Here is a 22330-nt window from a genome sequence, read left to right on the forward strand (position 1 = left end):
TAAAGGAGTGGCAGGACATATGATCGAACGACTACGGGAACCATCCTGTACGATGGTGGCTGCACATCGCGGGTATAAATCAGCTTATCCGGAAAATACGCTGCTGGCCTTTCGCAAGGCGCTGGAGTTAGGGGTAGATATGCTGGAGTTTGATCTTCGGCTGACGCGGGATAAGGAAGTGGTGGTTATCCATGATGCAACGGTTCAGCGCACGACGAGCGGCGCCGGCGAGGTGAGGGATTATACGCTTGCAGAGCTGAAATCCCTCGATGCGGGCGGCTGGTTCGCTCGGGAGTTTGAGGGATTTAAGATCCCGACGCTTGCGGAGCTATGCGAACTGCTCCGGGAATATCCCGAAGTTCTGTGCAACGTGGAGATTAAGCCAAGCCCTGATGCTATAGAGGCAGCAGACCTGGCGATTGATGTGCTGAACCGATACGGGTACCTGCAGCGCTGTGTATTCACCTGCTTCGATGCAGAAGTTCTGACCCATATTCATGATACGCATGGACTGAAGACCCAGGGTTTTCCTGGCGAGAAAATGTCCCGATTTGTCCTCGGCGAGGATGGAACCTACTCCAAGATGTGGGCAATCGGCGTGGAGATGCCGCTGCTTACGCCGGAGCTCGTTGCCCGGTTTCAGGAGCAGGGACTGCTGGTCTGGAGCTATTGTCCGGACGATGAGGAGGGTGTCCGCTATTCGCTGGAATGCGGGGTTACCGGCATGACCTGCAATGACCCGCTGCCGGCGATGGCTGTGATCGGAAAGAAGGGCACGCCGATATGACCTCCATTTTATCGAATGTCCGAAGTTTGGCGGCGGACTTACCTGCTAGGCAGCTTTCGAATCTGGATGAAGTGGAGCTGGTTCGGATCCAGTCCGGAGCTCTGCGCGAGGTCGCGGGTTACCTTGAGACGAAACGCTGGACCTCGGTGGTGATGGTCGTCGACGGCAATACCTATGACGTAGCGGGCCAGCCACTTGCGAGCCTGCTCACGAAATCCTCGATTCAGGTCCAAGTCACCAGGCTTCATCCGGACCGGAAGGGAGATGTTATCGCGGATGAGGTTTCCCTGATTCAGGTCATACTGGATATCCAGCAAAGCGGGGCGAAGGCGGTGCTGGCGGTAGGCGGAGGAACGATTCACGATATTAGCCGGTATGCTGCCTATACCGCGGGTATTCCGTTCATCTCCATACCCACGGCCGCTTCGGTGGATGGATTTAATTCCAAGGGAGCACCCATCATTATACGAGGGGAGAAAAAGACGATTCCGGCCATTGGACCGAGCGCGATTTTTGCGGACGTCGATATTCTCATGTCGGCTCCCCCACAGCTTACCGCAGCCGGGTTCGGGGATATGCTGGGCAAGTATACATCCCTGTTCGACTGGAAATTCGGAAGCCTGGTGGCCGATGAACCCTATTTGCAAATCTCGGCGGATATTACGCGATCTGCGCTTAACCAGTGCGTGAAAGGGATGAAACAGATTGCGGAGCGAACCGAGGAGGGGGTGCGCCTCTTAATGGGTGCGCTCGTCGAATCCGGCTTAGCCATGCTGCTGTTCGGTCAATCCCATCCGGCTTCAGGCTCGGAGCATCATCTGTCCCACTATTGGGAGATGGAGTTTATCCGGCTGGGGGAGAAGCAGCTGCTGCACGGTGCCAAGGTAGGTGCCGCTTGCGTGGAAATCTCGAAGCTGTATCACCGTCTCGGGGAACAGGGGCTTGAGTTGAACAAAGGCGCCCCCCAGGGTGCGGATGACGCTGCACTTCGGATCACGCAGCACTGGAATGAAATCCGGTTGCATATAACGCAAATCCCGGAGCCGGCAGAGCTGGCTGATATGATGCGAACGGTCGGCGGACCGGCTGGAGTGTCGGAGCTTCCGATCAAGAGCGAATTGTTAAAGCGGAGCCTGGGTGAGGCTCACAAGGTTCGAAACAGCCGGTACACGCTGCTCCATGCTTACAATGAACAAGGATATCTGTTCGTAAATTAAGAATCCTCATGCAATGAAATAAGGCTGTTCCCTAAAAGCGGATTATTCTGCTTGATAGGGGACAGCCTTCTTTGCTCTTATCTTAGCCGTGCTCCTATTCCTCCGTTCCATATAAACTCAGGAAAATCCCGCTATATATTGGCAGGGACTAAAGATGTATGAAAGTATTTATATATATTAAATCTTTTGAACTAGATGAACTCCTGGATTTTCGCTCTCTCACGTTAATGTCGAATTGTGTAAAATGTCTCATTAACCTCTCAAAAAACGAACATACCCTACCGATAACTAATAAAGTGGAGTCTTATTTCACCATTTTATACCATGATTTTTCGATGTGATTTGTTCATTTTTGTTTGTAGAGAGAAAGTCCTTACAGAAAAAAGAGCACTTGCAAAAATTTTGGACGAATGATCGGATAGGACCCAGGAACTATTTTTTTGGGGGGGTTATCAGCATGCTTAAGAGTCTCAAGCAAAAAATGATTACAATGATTTGTTTGCTCTTGCTCGTCAGTCTTGGATCCGTCTTTGCCGTAACTTACAACCGGTCATCTGACTTACTGCAGGAGAGCTTGGACAAGGAAGCACAGCTTAGAGCAGAAAAGCTGGCGCTTCAGATCGATCAATTTCTTGACGTGGAAATTGCCAAGGTTGAGAGCGTGGGGAAATTTATAACAGGGAATAAAGAGCAGGATCTGCAGTTGATTCAGGCTGCACAGGAAGTGAACCCGGAATTTGAGACCTTCTTCTTCTCGTACGACTTGACGGGGAAGAACGTCATTAACTTTCTGGGCGAGGTGACCGATGTGTCCGATCGCGTCCATTATCAGGAAGCCGGGAAGGGAGAAGGCAAGCTGGTTGTATCCGAGCCGGTGCTTTCCAAGCGTACGGGAAACAACATTGTAACGATGATCATTCCGTTGATGAAGGATGGAAAACAGTACGGTTATATGGGCTCTACGCTTCCGATCAACGAGGTGCAGAAAAAAGTATCCTCCCAAACCTTTGGAGACACCGGATACGCTTTTCTTTTGAGCAAAGCGGGAACGTTCATGTGGTATCCGCAAGAGGAACTTGTTCTACAAATGACTGTGAAGGAGGTTAATAGTGCGGAATTAACGAAGGCCTACGAGGAGGTCAGTCAAGGCGCACCTGGCGAGTTCGATTATGTATTGGAAGGTACCAAGTACTCGGCTGCCTATGCGCCATCCAATTTGAATTGGGGCATATTCGTAACGGCACCGACCAAGGAGCTGAATGCTCCGATCACGGAGATGTCGGTTACGTTAGTCATTATTTCCGTTGCCGCGCTGGTCGTTTCCGCCGGTGCAGCGGTTTGGTTCACGGCACAGATCGTCCGGCCGATCCGCAGGCTCAACACGGCAGTTAAGGAAGTTGCGGCAGGCGATTTGACCAAGACCATTCAGGTTAGCGGCAAGGATGAAGTTGCCGTCCTTTCCGGCGATTTTAACCAGACAGTATCGCATCTGAAACATCTGGTCCTCGGTGTGAATGATTCCTCCCGACAAGTTATGTCGGTAACGGAGACCGTTTCGAGCGGGGTGGAGACGGCTATGGACAGCGTGGATCGTATCGGCGCCTCCATTCGTCAAATTGCCAGCGGCGCGAATGCTCACGCCTCAAGCTCCAACGAAATCGCCGTATCGATGAGTGACATGGCTAGCGGGATCGTCAAAATAGCCGAAACGTCCTCCATGGTATCTGAAGCTGCACAGGAGGCGGCAAGTCAAGCGGAGACCGGATCGGTTGTCGTTGAACAAGCGGTGAAGCAGATCGGCAACATCGGCGCGGGCACGACCAAGGTCGGCACGGCAATTGAGCGCTTGAATGAGCGTTCTTCCGAAATCGAGCAGATTCTGAGCTTCATCACGGAAGTGACCTCCCGGATTCGCTTGCTATCCTTGAATGCTTCGATTGAAGCAGCCAGAGCAGGCGAGCATGGACGCGGTTTTGCAGTCGTGGCTGAAGAAGTCAAGAAACTGGCTGGACAATCCGAGGTATCGACCGATCAGATCGCGAAGCTGATAACGGAAATCCGCGAGGACACAATTAACGCCGTACAGGTGATGGACGTAAGCCGGAAGGATGTACAGGATGGAATTGCGCTGATTGAAGAGGTGCGCGAGAAATTCGATAACATTTTGAGTGCGACACGCAACGTGGCTGACCACATTCTGGAGGTATCGGCAGCTTCCGAGGAAATGTCGGCGGGATCCGAACAGGTCAGCGCTTCGGTGGAAGAGCTGAAATCCATCGCAGATCTGACTTCCAGCGACGCCCAAAATGTGTCTGCCGCAGTGGAAGATCAAATCTCAACCATCAAGGAAATTTCGAACTCCGTTAAACATCTGGAGACGGTCGCTCAGGAGCTTAGCAAAGAGCTTGCCAAATTCAGGCTTTAACATTCCGTTCGTATGGACCGCACGTATGGGTACTTGAGAGGGGGATGCCTGGAAGAAAAGAGGCTCCAATCGTAACGAGGAAGGCAGTAAGTCACGGAAAGTACCAGTAAGTACCAGCAAGACGATGATCAGAGTGTTTCAGGCAGATCGATGCCGCTGCCAACCAAGGGGCATCACGATGTACAACTAGATGAAAACTGGAGGAAATGAAGACATGGCTAAGAATTGGAAAAAGGTATTACTAGCAGGGGTAGTCAGCTTATCATTGGTGGCAACGGGTTTTGCTGCAAACGAAGTGCTCACATCACCGGAGGTATCCGCTAAATCAGCTTCGACCAATGCACCCGGACAACTTAAGAAACAATCGGCTTCCCAGCTCGACGAAATTATCGAAAGAGGCTACATTCGGGTTGGTATGACAGGGGATTACAAACCGTTTACATATTTAAATCCTGCTACAAAAGAGTATGAAGGTTATGACGTTGACGCTATGGAAGAGCTCGGTAAAGATCTAGGCGTGGAAGTTCGTTACGTCAACACCACATGGTCCAGCATGATGAAAGACCTGCAGGCTGATAAATTCGACATCGCAGTGGGCGGCGTTACCCGCAACACGGCAAGACAAAAAACGGCTTATGTATCCCAAGGGTACATTTCCTTCGGTAAAGCCCCATTGATTCGTGCTGAAGACAAGGACAAATACCTGACGATTGAAGACATTAACAAACCTTCGGTTCGCATTGGCGTGAATCCGGGCGGAACGAACGAGGTGTTCGTACGCGAGCATCTGACGAAAGCTAATGTGACTGTCGTTCCAAATAATCTGGATATCCCGCATTTGGTGGCTGACGGTACGTATGATGTGATGATTACCGATACGATCGAAGCGATTACGTATGCAAAAGCAGATTCCAGACTGTATGCTGCATTGACGGATAAGCCGTTCACGAACAGTGAAAAAGGCTACATGATTCCTCGCGGCGACTTTGAATATGCAAGCTATCTGGAAATGTGGATTGACGAAATGAAGCTGCAAGGCAAGTTTGCGGACATTCATAAAAAATGGTTGGAGTAGGTTGAATCAGGCTATGAGCAGATAGCCAATCCCTGCCAGCAGACCAGGCTGAAGAGCCTGGTCTGCTGGCTTTTTTGTTTTGTCCAATAAAGTGAAGAGGGCGTCCCCTCGGCGTCCGGGAGGTTTACCAACCAAGCAAAAAGGGTAGTAAATAGACATGGACTTTGACCAAAACTACATCAGGATATGAAATGGGGGGCAGACCATGAAGCTTGGTACAAGGATCGCGGCGTGTTTGGTGATGGTATTGATGCTGGCCGCGTGCGGTGCAAAAGAGGAATCGGGACGCGTGCAGATTGAATTTTTTCAGAATAAGCCTGAGGCTAAGGGCTCCTTTGACGCACTAATTGAGAAATTTAATCAATCCCAGTCCGAGATCAAGGTTGTTCAGGTGAATCCGCCGGATGCGGAGACCGTACTCAAGACAAGAGTTGTCAAGAATGATATTCCTGACATTATCGGCATGGGTGCAACCGATACGTATTCATTGCTTGCGCAAAGCGGCATATTTATGGATTTGACGAATAATCCGCTGCTGAGTCAGGTGGATGAGACCTATGTTCAGATGCTGAAAGACGTAGCGGGGATGGACGAGGTTACAGGCATTCCTTATTCAACGAACGCTAACGGCGTCATGTACAATCCGGAAATTTTCAAGGAATTGGGGCTCAGCGTTCCCAAGACCTGGGACGAGCTGTTAGCTACGGCGCAGAAGGCCAAGGATGCGGGGATAATCCCGTTTTATTTCACTTATAAAGACGATTGGCAGACGGTGCTGCCGTTTAACGCATTGGCATCCAATCTGGAAGGCATAGAGTTTTACATGGATCGCCGGGGAGGCACGGTAACGTTTGCCGAGAAGTATCGAGAGATTGCGGAGAAGCAGCTCGCGTTGATGGACTATGGCCATGGGGATAACTTCGGCAAGAACTACGCGGACGGCAACCGGGGGTTTGCGAGGGGTGAATCGGCCATGTATATCCAGGGAACCTGGGCAATTCCGGAAATCCGGAAGGCCAATCCGGATGCGCCGATCGGCTTCTTTCCTTTGCCAACCGGCGATCATCCGGAGGAGAATAAACTGATTTCGGGCGTTGATACTCTACTGGCTATTTCCGAGGATTCGAAGCATAAAGAGGAGGCTCAGCGTTTCATTCAGTTTCTGCTGGAGCCTGAGAATAGCAAGCAATATATTACGGAGCAAACGCTGTTCTCGACCGTTGAGGGCGTAACGCAGGATGATCCTGCCGTTGCAGAGCTGCTGCCTTATCTGGAGCGGGGCCAAGTTATCGACTTTGCCGATCACTATATTCCTGCCGCTGTGCAGCTGAACTCGGTGATCCAATCCTTCCTCCAGAACAGGGACATTGACGGGTATCTACAGAAGCTGGACACCGAATGGGACAAGGTAGCGGACAGACGCTAACGGAGCGATCAACGCTGTGACACGATATCCATGAGCATTGAGGAGGACCCAACATGAACAAGCGTCTTATGCCTTATTATTTGATGACCGTGCCAGCGGTCGTGCTGTTCTTCGTATTTCTGACACTGCCGGCCTTGCAGGGGGTGTATTACTCCTTCACGAACTGGAATGGATTCGGCGATAACTTCGATTTCATCGGATTCAAGAACTACATCAATCTGCTCAAGGACGGCAACGTGGGCAATGCGTATTGGTTCACATTCAAATTCGCGGTCGTGGTAACCATCCTGATCAACATCTTCAGTCTGCTGATTGCCATGGGGCTAAATGCCAGAATCAAAGCGAGGAATTTCCTCAGAGGCATCTACTTTCTTCCGAATATTCTGAGTGTGCTGATCGTTGGTTACATCTTCAACTATCTGTTCTCGAATGTGTTCACCATCTGGGGCCAAAACCTGGGGATCGAGTGGCTGTCCACCAATATTCTGGGCAGTGAACAGCATGCCTGGATCGGTATCGTGGTGGTAGCGGTATGGCAGGGCATAGCTTATAACACGATCCTGTATCTCGCGGGGCTCCAGACTATCCCTCAAACACTGTACGAGGCGTCCAACCTCGATGGGGCGAACCGCTGGCAGGAATTTTGGAAAATAACGTTTCCGCTGATCGCGCCATTCTTTACGATCAACATGGTGCTTGCGATGAAGAATTCCCTGATGGTCTTTGACCAGATCGTCGCCCTTACCAACGGCGGTCCAGGCCGGGCCACGCAGTCCATCTCCCATCTGATCTACACCGGCGGCTTCGAGGGAGGGGAGTTTGCCTATCAATCCGCGAACTCCGTGATCTACTTCATCCTGATTGCCACGATATCGATTGTGCAGATTCGATTCCTGCAGAGAAGAGAGGGGGACATGTAATGCGGACGAAAACCAACTGGACGGTGATGATTCTCATCACATTGGGGACGATACTGATCCTGTTCCCGCTGTATATGACAATCACGATTGCGCTCAAAACGCCGGAGGACATGCTGGCTTCCGTGTTCGGCCTGCCGAAGGAGCTTCATTTCGAGAATTTTACGAATGCCATTCGAATGACCAATTTCTTCAACGCGCTGGGCAATAGTGCGATGGTAACGACGGCAACGGTGGTACTGACCCTGCTGACCAATTCGCTTGTCGCTTATGCCATTGCCCGCAATATGAACCGGAAGTTCTTCAAGGGTTTATACTTCTATTTCATTAGCGCTATGTTCATTCCGTTCCCGATTATTATGCTGCCGCTGGTCAAGCTGACAGCCGGGTTCAATATGACGAACCTGGTCGGGTTGACCATCCTGCATACCGTGTATGCATTGGCATTTAACGTATTTGTGTATGTTGGTTATATTAAATCCATTCCGGTTGCGCTGGAGGAAGCGGCTCGGGTGGACGGCACGTCGACTTGGGGAACCTTTTGGAGAATCATATTCCCGATTATGGCACCGATCAATGCGACGGTAGGCATTCTGATCTGCCTTTCGACTTACAATGACTTCCTGCTGCCGCTCATCATTATCAGCGATACGGATTCCTACACGCTGCCGCTTGTGCAGTATATTTTCCAGGGGCAGTTCAATACAGATTTCAATCTGGCCTTTGCTTCATATCTGATGGCGATGCTGCCGATGATCATCATTTATCTGTTCGCCCAGAAGTGGATCATCAATGGCATTACGCAGGGAGCTGTGAAATAAGGAGCGGCTCGGTCCGATCCAAGTTTACTTCGACGGACAGAGCCTGAACCGGATGCTGTAGGATAGAGGTACGCCAGAGGTTAGTCGTGTATGTGCATGTGCGGCCTGCTAAAATTAACAAAAAGCTGTACTCCGGCATGATGTCCATGATGTCATGCCAGGAGTACAGCTTTTTTGCTGTTATAAGGAGCCCCTCCCGCGAAAGGGCCCTTGCTTAAGGCTCGTCCATTTTATAATTGCAGCATGTTCCGTTTCTCCGCATCCGGGTCCTCGATGATCCTGCTGTCGTTGTTGAATATCATCGTTGAGCGCGATGCCGGATCATAAGCTGGCCACGGCAGCGCCTCCGTATCCGGCGAACCATGGCGCGCAAATGATATCCAAGCATCCTGCATCCGGTTGGACAGGGCTTGCGTGGCGGCATCGACTTGAACACCGATGTTCTGAAACAGCGCCAGGGTGTTAAATACAAACGGTATCTCCAGGGCATGCATCGCTTTGCCGAGAACCGGATGATTTGGCAGCGTCCAATCGAATCGGTACATCCATACCGGCGCGTGTTTGCTCTGAGCGGAAGCGAATTGCAGGGCCGAACGCCAGAAATACAGGTCAGTCATAATCTGGGCATGTCCGTCGATGCTGTACGGGTATTCCTTGGTGATAGGCGCGGCATCCTGGATACCGGTCATCATTTCAACGGTGCGTACAAGATCGTCTTCCTTCACAAGCGGCATGTCCGGCCGGAAGAACAAGGCGCCTTCATCGAGATTTGTGCCGATCAGGATCGGCACGTCCTTGGCCCAGCCCGATTGAACAGCCTGCAGCGGATCATGAGGCAAAGTGCCCGGTTCCAGCACCGGCTGGAAGATCATGCTGACGCCGGAGCCAAAACGTTTCTTCAATCGTTCTCCGGCTTCGAATATTAACTCACCTGTGAGCGATTCAAGCTCATGGACCTTATCAGGCGTTATGTCCAGCTCCTTAAGCAAACCTGCCGTTACCATCTTTGCCTGTTCCGGAGCCATGACTTGGGCAGCGCCGCTTTGCATGATAGCCCGGTGAAACAACCCTTTGGCTGCCGGCATTGCAAGTAAGGCTGCGATGCTCATGCTGCCGGCCGACTCTCCGAATACGGTAACCCGCTCCGGATCGCCGCCGAAGCCCGCAATATTGTCCCGCACCCATTCCAGGGCAGCGATCTGGTCCAATAAACCGGTATTGGAGGAGTAGGCTTCGCCGTATGGGGAGAGATGGAGAAAGCCGAGCGGACCCAGCCGGTAATTGATCGTTACCACAATCACGTCGCCCCGGAGTACGAAAGGCGTGCCGTTATAGCTTGGCAAGCTGCCTGAGCCTGTGACGAAAGTGCCCCCGTGAATCCATACCATGACCGGCAGCGGCTCCGCTGGCGTGTTCAGGGGTGCCCACACATTGAGATAGAGACAATCCTCGGACACGGTTTTGGTAACGCCTCCGCCTAGCATGCTTGAAGTGGATTCAAGCGGTTGAAGGCACATGGGGCTGAAGGCCGTGGTATCCTTTATCCCGTCCCATGGATCGGGGGGCACAGGAGCACGGAATCGAAGCGGGCCAACCGGGGGCTTCGCATAAGGAATTCCCTTCCATACGCGTACTCCGTTTTCCGAACTGCCATGAATACGCCCGGCTTTCGTTTGAACGACAAGTTCTGACATGTTCACTCTACACCCTTTCTATCTGTGGATCTTTCCTGTCGACCCTATTCGAATGTTATTCATAATGGCTGAAGCGTCATATAGAAGATTTTTACTACTCTATATATACACTTTATCAAGTTAGCGGCATAAGTTCAAAAAAGCACGAATCATGCGAAATTGAGGCAGGAATGTCATGTCACATGAAGAATGTAACAGGGTGAGTCGTATTCGTGGACAACGAATACGGTATCACTTTCTGGTCCAAGTCATTAAGGTATACTGGAGGGATAAGCATGAACATAGCGATTTTGGGCTGCGGAACGATGGGGACAGCCTATGCGCACAATTTGGCGAAAATGCCGGGAGTAACGGTGACAGGCGTGGTTGATATTAACGCCGGGCGGGCTGAGCGGGCAGCAGCTTTGACTGGGGCGAAGGCATACACGGATGTAGAGTCGCTGTTTGAACAAAAAGATTTGGAAACGGTTGCGGTGTGTCTGCCCACCTATCTCCATAAACCGTTTGTGCTGATGTTAGCTGAAAGAGGGCTGCACGTCATCTGCGAAAAACCGGCTGCATTGACCCTGGAGGACGCACTGGAAATGAGGGCAGCCTGCGAAAAGCATGGAGTCCGCTTGTTTATCGGACATGTCGTTCGATTCTTCCCGAACTATCATGATGCCTATCGGCAGGCCAACTCCGGGAGCATCGGAACACCAAAGATGGCTCACTTTAAGCGGTACGGTTCGTATCCGCAGGGCATGGATGGATGGTATAACGATCCGGGCAAGAGCGGCGGTGTTATCATGGACCTCTTGATTCACGATATCGATTTTGCCTGCTGGCTGTTCGGGGAAGTGGAGTCGGTATATGCTTCCACTGTTAAGCGGGATGTGCCTGAGATGGAGTATGCTCAGCTTACGCTTCATTTTAAAAATAAAGCAATCGCGAGTCTAACCGGCTATTGGGGATATCCCGGACCGTTTACGACGCAGTTCGAAATTTCGGGAAACCAAGGAATCATAAGATTTGATAGCAATCAGGTGCAGTCTCTGGATATTAAATTGGTGAATGCGGAGGCAGGAGAGGGAGCAGCCGTACAGGTTCCTTCAAGCCCAAGCTTGTATGACCCATATTATTACGAGGTGCAGCATTTTATCGATTGCATCCGGAACGGCAGCGAGCCGCTCGTCAGTATCAAGGATGCTTGTTATGCCGTTGAAATCGCTCAGGCAGCGGAGCAATCGGCTCAGACTGGACAGCCCGTGATGATCGGAGGGACAGTTTCATGAAAAAAGTTAAAGTAGGCTTTATTAGCTTTGCCCATATGCATGCAGCGAGTTATCTCTTAGGCATGTTGAAGCGGGATGATGTCGAGGTGGTCGGAGTCGCGGATGAGAACGCGGAGCGCGTGCGTCCTTACTCTGTGGACCGGGGAATCCCGTATTATGCAGACTATAATGAATTGCTGGCACAGGAGCTGGATGCGGTTGTCATCTGTTCGGAAAATGCACGACATGCAGAATTTACCAAGCTTGCCGCTGCGGCGGGTAAGCATGTGCTGTGCGAGAAGCCATTAGGTTTGTCCGAGTCCGAGATGCTGGAGATGATTCAAGTGTGCAAGGATCATGGCGTTCAGCTTATGACGGCTTTTCCTTGCCGTTATATTACCTCCGTTCGTCAGGCGAAGGAAGCGATTGACGCGGGACAAATCGGTGAGATTTTGGCCATGAAGGGAACCAACCGGGGAAGCATGCCTGGCGGCTGGTTTATCGAACGGGAGAAATCGGGCGGCGGAGCCGTATTGGACCATACCGTCCATGTGATGGACCTGATGCACTGGTTTACCGGCAGCAAGGCAGAGGAAGTGTACGCCCATGCGGAAACACTCTTCAATGACACGGAGATTGACGATGCCGGCATGGTCCACGTCAAATTCGCGAATGGCGTTGTTGCTGTACTGGACCCAAGCTGGTCCCGTAATCGTACCTTCCCGACCTGGGGAGACGTAACGCTTGAGATCATCGGCACCAAGGGTGTGCTGAACATTGATTCTTTTGCCCAGAAGAACGATGTCTACAGCGATGTAACTGGTAAAGCTGCGTGGAGCTTCTGGGGCGATGATATGGATGCAGGTCTTGTCAACAGCTTTATCGACAGCATTCGCGACGGCAAGCCGGTCGAAATAACAGGGGAAGACGGGTACTATTCTGCCCGTGTAGCCATTGCAGCGTATGAATCCGCAAGCACCAAGCGTACCGTTCAGCTGAAACCGCTGGGGTAAATGCGATTTTTCCGGCTATAGCCGTACAGCAGGATGCACGCTCGGTTAGGTGTCGCCGTCGACGACACGCAGGAAGCCTTTCCCGGGATCCATAATGAGAATCATATCATGGCAAAAGCCCCTTTCGATCTTTGTAATCGAAGGGGCTTTTTGATGTTGGCAAAAAAGATCAAAAACGTCCTTCTTCCATTTGGTATTCTTAATAACAAAGGAGGGCCTGACCTTGAGTACCCAGCGTATCATCCAAAAAAGCATAGCGTACATGGAGCAGCATCTGGAGGAGCAGCTGACCCTCGCGGATATTGCGGCCCATGCCGGTTTTTCGCCATATCACTTCCACCGCTTGTTTCGGAAGGAGGTCGGTATGAACATCGCGGATTACCTTAGAAAACGAAGACTCTGTTATGCAGCACAGCTTCTGCTGCACTCCGAGGCTGCGATTATCGACATCTCCCTGCACTGCCACTTCGAGAGTCAGGAGTCGTTTACGAGAGCATTCAAAAAATTATACGGCATGCCGCCGGGGCGTTACCGGAAAATCTTTGCGGTTCACGCTCATCACTCAAGCCACTATAAAGGAGAGGATCACATGCAGCAGCAATCTCAATCCGAATTAAAAGGCTGGTTTCTGAGCGGAAGCCACCCGCATGATTATGAAATCGGCGTCGATCGTTCCATCGTCCACCAAGGAAGGACTTCCGGTTACCTAAAAGCCCTTACCCCCATGGAGGCTGGCGCTTTTGCGACCATGATGCAGCAATTCAAAGCCGATAAGTATGCGGGCAAGCGGATGCGGTTCTCCGGATTTGTCAAAACCGAGAACGTCAAAGAATACTGCGGACTGTGGATGCGCGTCGATAACCGTGCGGAGGACGTGCTTCAGTTCGATAATATGAACGATCGGCGCATTGTGGGCAGTACACACTGGAATCACTACGCCATCGTGCTCGACGTACCCGAGGAGAGCGCCACGATCTCGATCGGTGTTCTGCTGATGGGGGCAGGCGAGGTGTGGCTGGACAGCCTCCGTTTTGAAGAGGCGGAACTTAGCGTACCGACGACGAACCTCGATCTTCACTATGAGCTGCTGGAGGAGCCTACCAATTTATCGTTTGAAGAGTGAGGTGGAGGGGGTTCACGCTGCTATGGAAATGAATGAATCCTGGATCGTCGATGGATAGGGGATTCCCCGTACAACCATTAGGCAGAAGTCCTTCCTTATCGGAGGGCTTCTTCTTTTTTTCTCCATGGATGAATGGTTGCGTTGCATCATATTTACTCCTATGATGGTCTTGAGCAATTATCCCTATCATTATGATAATCATAGATAGCTTCAGCGCATTAGAAACAACTCTTATTATCCGCATCTTTTCTTGTATACGATATTTCTGAAGAAAACGAGCATCTATTTGCCAAAAGGAAGGTGTACCATGCACGTAATAACGCTATGCGGATCGACCAAGTTTAAAGCACAGTTTCGGGAAGTCGAAGCTGCGCTTACGTTAAGCGGACATATCGTTCTTAGTGTCGGTTTTTTTGAGCAGAGCGACGGGATGGAGATCACGGGGAAGCAGGAGCGCCAGCTTAAAGAGCTGCACTTCCGCAAAATCGATAGGTCGGACGAAATCTTTGTAATCGATGTGAATGGCTATATTGGAGACAGCACTCGGGCCGAGATTGAATACGCCAGCAGTCATGGTAAGAAGGTACGGTATTATTCAAAGGAGCAACTGTAGTAGTCTGCTCCTCGAAGCCCCCGCATTTATGATATTCGTTGACGGACAGATCGGACGTTTGTTTACTAAAAAACGGTCTTCCGAACGAGCTCGATATCTTTCTCTGTATACCCGTTTTTACGAACTAGGATTCAGGATGGGCACTAGCATTCACGCCCATGGCAATGATATTGAATCCATATGCTTTTTTTGTTATAATTCCCAAATGGCGGTGGTGGATTCAATGGATATTTATATGGTTATTCAGCAGTTATATCCGACTTTCTCGAAGAAAGAACAGTTGGTAGCGAATTATATTCTTCAAGAAGGTCAATCAATTAATAACATGAATATATCTGTGCTGGCGAACCATGTCGGTGTCTCGAATGGGACAATCACGCATTTTTGCAAGAAGATTGGTTGCAATAATTTTGCCGAATTGAAGGTTCAGTTGGGCAGGCTTCGTACTGCGACGGCTCCTTCGGCGGAGGACAATATTCTCATTCAAGTATCAAAATTCTATCAGACGGTCATTGAGCGTTCGAATCAATTACTGGACATTACATATTTGCATCGACTTGCTGAAGCGATTAAGAGCGCAGCGCGAATTTACATATACGGAATCGGGAGCTCGGGACTTTCAGCGAAGGAAATGATGCTTCGCTTGCTGCGTATGGGCTTCAATGTGCAGAGTATTACGGATTCTCATTTAATGCTGATCAATAGTTCGATATTGAATGAGAATGATTTCGTTATTGCGATTTCCAGTTCAGGGGAAACGTCTGTTATTGTCGACGCAACTAGAATTGCAAAGAATAATGGGTGCAAAGTCATCTGTCTGACCAGCTTCTCCGAAAGTACGCTGGCGCAACAAGTGGACTCTTTTATTTTGGTCTCCAATACATTGTTTGTTGATAAAGAAAGGTTTGTAAACAGTCAATTTTCCGTCATGTATGCGATAGATATTTTATGCATGATCTTACTTGCGGATCCGGATTTAAATAGTCGGATGCAAATTACAGTTAATACGATTCTTGAACATAATCGAATGGATTAAAAATAAAGCTTTCATCGTACCTGTGAACCTCAGAAGTTGACGTATTTTGCGTCTACTGGAGGGACACAGGTTTTTTTATTGCCATTGTTCATACTAAGTGTCATAGAGTAATTACCAATTAATAAAATTATTTTAGTGAAATTATATTTACTAAAATAATTTCATGATGTAGAATTGACATATCGCGATGGAATACAATGATTGATCCATTAGGAGGAAAATCCATGTTTAAACAGTTGCAAAAGCTTGGTAAGTCATTTATGTTACCGATTGCAATCCTACCTGCTGCGGGTTTGCTGCTTGGGATTGGGGGAGCCTTATCGAATGCGAATACGATTGCTGCATATCCGATTCTGAATACGCGGTTTTTACAAGCTGTTTTTCAAATTATGTCGGCAGCCGGCAATGTTGTGTTTGCCAACTTAGCGCTAATCATGTGTATTGGTCTTGCCGTGGGGTTAGCGAAAAAAGATAAAGGTACTGCTGCGCTGGCGGCGGCCGTCTCGTTCCTGGTTATGAATGCATCGATTGGTGCAATGATCACGGTATTTAATCCAAGCGTTGAATCCATTGACACCGGAGTTGTAGGGGCTATTGTCATTGGTATCCTGGTTACTTATTTGAACAATCGATACCGGGGGATTCAATTACCTTCCTTTCTAGGATTTTTTGGAGGCTCGAGGTTTATTCCGATCGTCTCATCGTTTAGTGCTATTTTCGTAGGCGGGATCTTCTTCTTAATCTGGCCTACATTTCAAGGCTGGCTGGTAGCGGCAGGGACTGCTATAGCCGGAATGGGATATTTCGGTACCTATTTATACGGATTCCTGCTTCGTCTTACAGGTGCTGTCGGTCTACACCATATGATTTATCCGATGTTCTGGTTCACAGAGCTGGGCGGTGTCGCCACGGTTGCAGGTCAGCAAGTGGTGGGTGCGCAGAAAATCTTTTTTGCCGAACTGGCTGATCCGAATCATGCTGGAATGTTCTCCGAAGGAACCCGTTTTTTTGCAGGACGTTTTGCTACGATGATGTTTGGTCTTCCTGCGGCCTGTCTTGCGATGTATCATTGCGTTCCGAAGCACCGTCGCAAACTTGTGTTTGGTTTGTTCTTTAGTGCAGCGCTGACATCGTTCCTGACAGGGATTACGGAGCCGATTGAGTTTATGTTCTTATTCGTCGCTCCTTGGTTATACGTGATTCATGCGGCTCTAGATGGTCTATCCTTTATGATCGCGGATATGTTATCCGTTCGTATCGGAAATACCTTCTCTGGCGGGGCCATCGACTTCATGCTCTTTGGGGTTCTGCAGGGGAATGCCAAAACGAATTGGATCTATGTCATTATTGTGGGGCTCTTCTGGGCTATCATCTATTACCTTGTGTTCCGCTTCTTAATTGCGAAATTCAATGTGGCGACACCTGGACGTGAAAGTGATGGGGAGAGCGTATCGGTCGAAACCAAGGACAGCATTGGAGAGACCGCGATGAAAGTGCTGAATGCGCTTGGTGGCAAGGAGAACCTGGAAGATGTCGATGCATGTATTACGAGACTTCGCGTTGCAGTCAAAGATGTATCGAAAGTAGATAAGGATACAATTAAAGAACTGGGCGCTACTGCAGTATTGGAAGTAAAAGGCGGGATTCAGGCTGTATTTGGCGCAAAAGCCGACTTAATTAAACAAAAGATAAATGAGGCTATTGGAGAAGAATAAAAGAGGATATGGCATGGAGGGAACATATTGTGAAACGAGGATTAATTGTATCATGTCAGGCTTTGCCAGGCGAACCGTTGCATAGTTCATTTATTATGGGACGTATGGCCATTGCGGCAGCCGAATCCGGTGCGGTGGGGATCCGTGCGAATAGCGTTGAAGACATCGAGGAAATAAAGAAGCAAGTTGAGCTGCCCATTATTGGCATTATCAAAAAAGACTATCCGGGCATGCAATCGTTCATTACAGCGACCATGACCGAAGTGGATGCGCTTGTTGGTACGGGGGTTGAGATTATTGCTGTGCAAGCAACGATGGATCAGGATGAGGCATTCCTGCAATCGATCTTTACAAAATATCCTTCTCAGAAGTTCATGGCGGATATCTCCACAACGGAAGAGGGGGTGCGAGCAGATCGATTGGGGTTCCACTACATTGGAACGACCCTTATTGGTTATACACCGCAGTCCCAGCATGTGGAGAAGTTCACTGTGCTGGAAGAACTGATTAAGCAGTGTAAGAAGCCAGTCATTGCAGAAGGCAACTTCAACACACCGGAGCAGGCGGCAAAAGCGATCGAAATGGGAGCTTATTGTGTGGTTGTAGGCAGTGCCATAACAAGGCCGCAAATCATCACGAAATGGTTCTCGAATGCGGTAAACGAAATTCTATAACAAAAGAGGCATACAGTTGTACGATAGCTATCCGCGCACCCTTAATAAAAGGCGGGGCTGTCCCCAAAGTCATTGAGGATGACTTAGGGACAGCCCCGCCTTTTTTCAATCTTGTGCATTCAATATACATGAACGAGTGGTTTTACAGATAAAGCACCAACGCAATAATAGCAGCGAGCACGATCCGATAGATCGCAAACGGCACCAGCTTGATCCGGTTAATCAGCTTCAGGAAGAAGCGGATGGAGATCAAGGCGAAGACGAAGGCTGCCACGAAACCGGCGATGAAGAACGGAAGAGCCTCCAGCGTGAAGTATTCCCAGTTCTTCAGCAGCGACAGCAAGCTGGCTCCGAACATGATCGGCACAGCCATAATGAAGGTGAAGTCAGCCGCTGCGCGGTGACTCATTCCGAGCATGACGCCTCCGGAGATGGTGGAGCCGGAGCGGGAGAAGCCCGGCCAGAGCGACAGACACTGAATCAGACCGACGCTGAATGCCTGTCTGTACGTAATTTGGTCGACAGTGACCACGTTCGGTTCTTTTTTCGAGCTGACTTTATCGGCAACGATCATGAAGACGGCTCCGATCACAAGTCCGATAAGCACCGTTTCGGTGGAAAATAAATGCTCGTCAATCAGGTCTTCGAACAAGACGCCCAGAACACCGGCCGGAATCAAACCGACGATAACCTGGCTGAGCTTCAATCTGCCTGTACCCGCCGGTACGCCGGCTTCAGGCTTTTTGCGTTTGAGTCCCAAGAGATCCAGGAAGCGGTCCTTAAACACAACGAGGACGGCGAGAATGGAGCCAAGCTGAATGACAACCTTGAAGGTGTTGGCTACGTATTTCGTCAGAAACTCCTCGGATTTCAGCCACATATCATCAACGATGATCATATGTCCGGTTGAGGATACAGGAGCGAACTCGGTCAGTCCCTCGACGATTCCCAGAATAATTGCTTTCAGGATGGTTAAAAAATCCATGACCTATAGTCTCTCCCTTACAAAAAATATTAAATGTAATGATATGAATGATGAATGGCATGAAGTGCGTGATTCAATCTTCAACTTTTCAGCGGGCACCCGATTTTAAGCTGACTTTCTCCGCTTGCGGAAGAAAAGGAACAGAAACGCAATCCCGGCCACAGCTATTACAGCATAAGCGATATTGGAATAGACGTCCATGAAAGCCACGATTTTTTCCCATGAACCGCCGACGGCGGCTCCCACGCATACCAGAATAACGTTCCAGATCAGTGTACCGATCGTCGTGAAGAGGAGGAACATGCCGAACTTCATGTTGGACATCCCCGCCGGGATGGAGATCAGGCTTCGGATCAGTGGAATCATGCGGCAGAACAGGACGGTCCAGTAGCCGTATTTATCAAACCACGCATCCGCCTTGCGGATGTCTTCTTTTTTGACGCGGAGGATATGTCCCCAACGATCCACGATTTTTTCAAGCCGCTCGACATCGAGCAGGCGACCAATCCCGTACAGAATAACAGCACCGGCTATAGATCCGATCGTAGCGGCAATGATAACGCCTGGCACCGTCAATTTTGTGTAGGTGGTCATGAATCCGCCGAAGGTAAGAATGACCTCGGAGGGGATTGGAGGAAACACGTTTTCCAGGGCAATCATCAGCAGGATGCCGATATAGCCGAACTGCTCCATAATATCCGTAATCCAGTTTTCCAAAAGTTACACCTCTTTCAAATGATAAGGATGCCACTGCCATCCTTTATATAAGGGTCTGCTTCAGCTTGCGCAGATATTGACTGCGGATGAAGAAGAAATACAGAACCTGCATCATCAGGAAGCTGATCAGCACGATGCCCATTTCTGCCGCAATGGATAAATAGAAGTAGCTCTGCAGCGCCACAAAAGCAAAGATGCTGTGCACAATCGCAAGGCCGATCGGTACAAAAAACAGCAGCGCCAGCTGTCCGGTGACGATCCGCCGGAACTCCTTATCGGTCATTCCAAGCCGGGATATCGTGGCATAATGCCTGCGGTCATAATCCAGATCGGCATAGAGACGGAAGTACAGGAAGCTTCCCGCCGCGATAAAAAACACCGTACCCACAAGCAGTGCCGCGAAGAGCAGCATATTGTACAGGCTGTCCCTGAGGGCAAACAGCGTGCCGCTGACCGCCAGCGCATAAGGCTGGTCCATCTCATAACGCACCGCCCCGCGTGGGGCCAGATGAGGGACGATGCCCTCAGTCTTCGTGAAATCATCCACATAGAAGCCGGTGTACCGCTCTAGCCGAACCGGATTCGTGATGGCGGCGAAGGCTTCGTCACTGACCACAAGCCCGCCGAAGCGGGAATCGTTGTCCATTTCCGGCAGCAAATATTCCGGTACGCCGACATGATCGGAATAACCGGTTTCATGCAGGAGGATTTCGGAATCATGGATCCGGTATGAAGCGTGCTCCCGATCACGGATATAAGCTCTGTCATTTTGCGAGGCAATGAGAACAAGAGCATCCTCACCGCTCAGCGGCTGTTCATCAAATGGCAGCCCCGCCATCAGCACCGCCGCCTTATAGTCGGAGAAGGAGATCAGTGCCAACGGATTTTGCAACTGCCCGACCTGCGCGGAAGCCGGCTGGGCTTCCGTATATTTCACGCGAAACGATAGCGTTTCAAACGGTATTTTCTTCGATTCAAGCTCCTGTCGAATTTCATGTAAATGCTGCTTCTCGGAGGTGTCTCCCGTTTTGGCAAGATAGCCGATGGCAGCAGGGAAATCCTCATTGAATTGCTTCGTGAGCACCGGGATGGAGGCAAATACGCCTACCGAGCAAAAGGAAACAGCCAGCACGATGGTTACCATCGAGAACATCTGTGCATGATCCTTAAGCCGGTAATGCAGGCTGGATAGCGAGATCAGCCTGGTCCGTCTCCAGGCTAACCGGCGGCTCTGTTTCAGCCTTCGCACAAGAGCAACGCCTAGCTGCGTATACAACAGATAGGTGCCGATCATCGTCATGAAGGTAACCGGAAACATTCGCAGCGCGAGAGTCGACGCGCTTGTCGTGGCCGCCAAGCTGTAGCTGACCACCAGCAGCACGGCTGCCAATATGGATAACCTGGGCGATGTCCTGGGCGCCGTTTTCGGCCGCTGTCCGGACTGAAACAGATCGATCAACGCTTTAGGACGCAGCAGCCAGGATGTGCACAGCGAGATGATGATAAACAGCAGCACGTAACTTGCGACCGTCAGTCCAAGCGCACGCAGGGGCAGTCGAAACGGCAGGGGCGGGATTCCAAGAAAGGCCGAACCAGCCATCAGAAACAGCTTGCCTGTAATGACGCCGAATAGGATGCCCGTTGCAATGGCGCTAACGCCGATGATCATATTTTCGAGAAATACCATCTTGTTAAACTGGCGATCCGTCATGCCATGCATGAACAGAATGCCGAACTCGCGCTTGCGCGTCTTTAGAAAGGCCCCGACGGAATACAGCACGAAGAAAAACGAGAATACATACATGATCAGCTCGGCGCCGAGCATCGCTTGGATAACAACCGGATAGAACATCTCGTCGGCTATCGAAGGATGGAACAGGAACAGCGCGCACACAAAGAATATCATGACGGAGAATGCGCTGCTTAAGAAATAGGCCGCATAGGTCCGCTTATTCCTCAGGACATTCCTAAAAGCGAATTGTCGAAAGGTCATGACTGCCTCCTCCCAGTAAAGCCAGCATATCGATGATTTTCTGGAAAAAGGCTTGGCGGTTGTCACCGCAATACATTTCATTATATAGTTGTCCGTCCTTGATGAACAAGACGCGGTCACAGTAGCTGGCTGCCACCGGATCATGAGTGACCATGAGAATCGTTGCGGAAGCCTCTTTACTCGATGCGGAAAGCGTCTGCATCACCTCTTTGGAGGCTTTGGAGTCCAGGTTGCCGGTGGGCTCGTCAGCGAGAATCAGGGAGGGCTCCTGAATGAGCGCCCTGGCAATGGCAGTACGCTGCATCTGTCCGCCGGAAATCTCATAGGTATGCTTATGCAGAATGGACCCGATGCCGAGTCGATCCGCGATCCGGCTCAGCCGGCTGCCCATTTCGTCCAGCGGCACGCCTTCCAGCGTTAACGGGAGAACGATATTTTCCTCAACGGTGAGCGTATCCAGCAGGTTGAAGTGCTGGAAGACGAAGCCCAGCTCCCGGCGCCGAAACAGAGCGGTGTCGCTTCTGCTGAGCAGATGAGGATTGCGCCCATTGATGATCACTTCCCCGGCCGTGGGCTGATCAATAGTTGCAATCAGATTGAGGAGCGTGGTTTTTCCGCTGCCGGATGGACCCATAATGCCGACGAACTCTCCTTTGGCGACGTTGAAGTGAATATTGTTCAGCGCTTGGAACGCCACTTTGCCCTCGTAGATTTTGGATAGATGCTTGACGCTCAGGATGGGCATATCTTCACTCCTCTATAACGATGATCTCATTGTAAAAGATTCGGTTGCCTCCATGCCATATTCGTAACTTACAGTTACCTTACAACCTTGTAAGGTTTCTT

19 protein-coding genes are annotated in these 22330 nt (G+C 50.2%); 14 read left to right on the top strand and 5 right to left on the bottom strand.

Annotated elements, in window-relative coordinates; genetic code table 11:
* Window positions 1-19: 19 nt before the first annotated feature.
* The 7 genes from BJP58_RS23930 (at window position 20) to BJP58_RS23960 (ending at window position 8668) form a co-directional block, all read left to right on the top strand.
* The gene (locus tag BJP58_RS23930; RefSeq protein ID WP_194540856.1) at window positions 20-787 is read left to right on the top strand and encodes a glycerophosphodiester phosphodiesterase family protein; all 768 of its coding nucleotides are present in this window, start codon (window positions 20-22) and stop codon (window positions 785-787) included.
* On the top strand, window positions 784-2004 hold the full coding sequence (locus tag BJP58_RS23935) for a sn-glycerol-1-phosphate dehydrogenase (protein ID WP_194540857.1): 1221 nt from the start codon (window positions 784-786) through the stop codon (window positions 2002-2004). The genes BJP58_RS23930 and BJP58_RS23935 overlap by 4 nt, the downstream gene beginning before the upstream one ends.
* A 457-nt stretch (window positions 2005-2461) precedes the next feature.
* Window positions 2462-4429 (top strand): methyl-accepting chemotaxis protein, encoded by a 1968-nt coding sequence (locus BJP58_RS23940; protein WP_194540858.1) that lies wholly within the window; start codon window positions 2462-2464, stop codon window positions 4427-4429.
* A 214-nt stretch (window positions 4430-4643) separates the two neighbouring features.
* On the top strand, window positions 4644-5504 hold the full coding sequence (locus tag BJP58_RS23945; RefSeq protein ID WP_194540859.1) for a transporter substrate-binding domain-containing protein: 861 nt from the start codon (window positions 4644-4646) through the stop codon (window positions 5502-5504).
* A 205-nt stretch (window positions 5505-5709) separates the two neighbouring features.
* Complete coding sequence (locus BJP58_RS23950; RefSeq protein WP_194540860.1) at window positions 5710-6930, top strand: ABC transporter substrate-binding protein; 1221 nt, start codon at window positions 5710-5712, stop codon at window positions 6928-6930.
* Window positions 6931-6983: 53 nt separating this feature from the next.
* Window positions 6984-7850 (top strand): carbohydrate ABC transporter permease, encoded by an 867-nt coding sequence (locus BJP58_RS23955; protein ID WP_194540861.1) that lies wholly within the window; start codon window positions 6984-6986, stop codon window positions 7848-7850.
* On the top strand, window positions 7850-8668 hold the full coding sequence (locus tag BJP58_RS23960) for a carbohydrate ABC transporter permease (RefSeq protein WP_194540862.1): 819 nt from the start codon (window positions 7850-7852) through the stop codon (window positions 8666-8668). Before BJP58_RS23955 ends, BJP58_RS23960 begins: the two co-directional genes overlap by 1 nt.
* Before the next feature lie 230 nt (window positions 8669-8898).
* On the opposite strand, the gene BJP58_RS23965 is transcribed toward BJP58_RS23960, so the two are convergent.
* The gene (locus BJP58_RS23965; protein WP_194540863.1) at window positions 8899-10362 is read right to left on the bottom strand and encodes a carboxylesterase/lipase family protein; all 1464 of its coding nucleotides are present in this window, start codon (window positions 10360-10362) and stop codon (window positions 8899-8901) included.
* Between the two features lie 275 nt (window positions 10363-10637).
* Between BJP58_RS23965 and BJP58_RS23970 the strand changes: the two genes are divergently transcribed.
* The 7 genes from BJP58_RS23970 to BJP58_RS24000 all read left to right on the top strand — a co-directional run bounded on the left by BJP58_RS23970 (window position 10638) and on the right by BJP58_RS24000 (window position 17789).
* Complete coding sequence (locus BJP58_RS23970; protein ID WP_194540864.1) at window positions 10638-11636, top strand: Gfo/Idh/MocA family protein; 999 nt, start codon at window positions 10638-10640, stop codon at window positions 11634-11636.
* Complete coding sequence (locus BJP58_RS23975) at window positions 11633-12628, top strand: Gfo/Idh/MocA family protein (RefSeq protein WP_194540865.1); 996 nt, start codon at window positions 11633-11635, stop codon at window positions 12626-12628. The genes BJP58_RS23970 and BJP58_RS23975 overlap by 4 nt, the downstream gene beginning before the upstream one ends.
* 223 nt (window positions 12629-12851) lie before the next feature.
* Window positions 12852-13751, top strand: a complete 900-nt coding sequence (locus tag BJP58_RS23980) for a helix-turn-helix domain-containing protein (protein WP_194540866.1) — start codon at window positions 12852-12854, stop codon at window positions 13749-13751.
* Window positions 13752-14058: 307 nt separating this feature from the next.
* On the top strand, window positions 14059-14364 hold the full coding sequence (locus tag BJP58_RS23985; protein WP_194540867.1) for a DUF4406 domain-containing protein: 306 nt from the start codon (window positions 14059-14061) through the stop codon (window positions 14362-14364).
* Window positions 14365-14569: 205 nt separating this feature from the next.
* Window positions 14570-15400 (top strand): MurR/RpiR family transcriptional regulator, encoded by an 831-nt coding sequence (locus tag BJP58_RS23990; protein ID WP_233354742.1) that lies wholly within the window; start codon window positions 14570-14572, stop codon window positions 15398-15400.
* Between the two features lie 224 nt (window positions 15401-15624).
* A complete protein-coding gene (locus tag BJP58_RS23995; protein ID WP_194540869.1) occupies window positions 15625-17115 on the top strand; it encodes a PTS transporter subunit EIIC in 1491 nt (496 codons plus the stop codon).
* 29 nt (window positions 17116-17144) lie between these two features.
* Window positions 17145-17789: an N-acetylmannosamine-6-phosphate 2-epimerase gene (locus tag BJP58_RS24000; RefSeq protein WP_374198216.1), complete on the top strand. Its 645-nt coding sequence runs from the start codon at window positions 17145-17147 to the stop codon at window positions 17787-17789.
* Between the two features lie 142 nt (window positions 17790-17931).
* Here the strand turns inward: BJP58_RS24000 and BJP58_RS24005 are convergent, their stop codons facing one another.
* The 4 genes from BJP58_RS24005 to BJP58_RS24020 form a co-directional block, all read right to left on the bottom strand.
* The gene (locus tag BJP58_RS24005; RefSeq protein WP_194540871.1) at window positions 17932-18774 is read right to left on the bottom strand and encodes an undecaprenyl-diphosphate phosphatase; all 843 of its coding nucleotides are present in this window, start codon (window positions 18772-18774) and stop codon (window positions 17932-17934) included.
* A 105-nt stretch (window positions 18775-18879) separates the two neighbouring features.
* Window positions 18880-19491 carry a DedA family protein gene (locus tag BJP58_RS24010; protein WP_113058241.1) on the bottom strand — a complete coding sequence of 204 codons (612 nt, stop codon included), beginning with the start codon at window positions 19489-19491 and terminating at the stop codon, window positions 18880-18882.
* A 43-nt stretch (window positions 19492-19534) separates the two neighbouring features.
* Window positions 19535-21484, bottom strand: coding sequence for an ABC transporter permease (locus BJP58_RS24015; protein WP_194540872.1), 1950 nt, complete (start codon window positions 21482-21484; stop codon window positions 19535-19537).
* Window positions 21459-22229: an ABC transporter ATP-binding protein gene (locus BJP58_RS24020; RefSeq protein WP_194540873.1), complete on the bottom strand. Its 771-nt coding sequence runs from the start codon at window positions 22227-22229 to the stop codon at window positions 21459-21461. Before BJP58_RS24020 ends, BJP58_RS24015 begins: the two co-directional genes overlap by 26 nt.
* Window positions 22230-22330: the final 101 nt, after the last annotated feature.

Origin of the sequence: Paenibacillus sp. JZ16 (assembly GCF_015326965.1) — a bacterium.
Lineage (GTDB): Bacteria > Bacillota > Bacilli > Paenibacillales > Paenibacillaceae > Paenibacillus_AQ.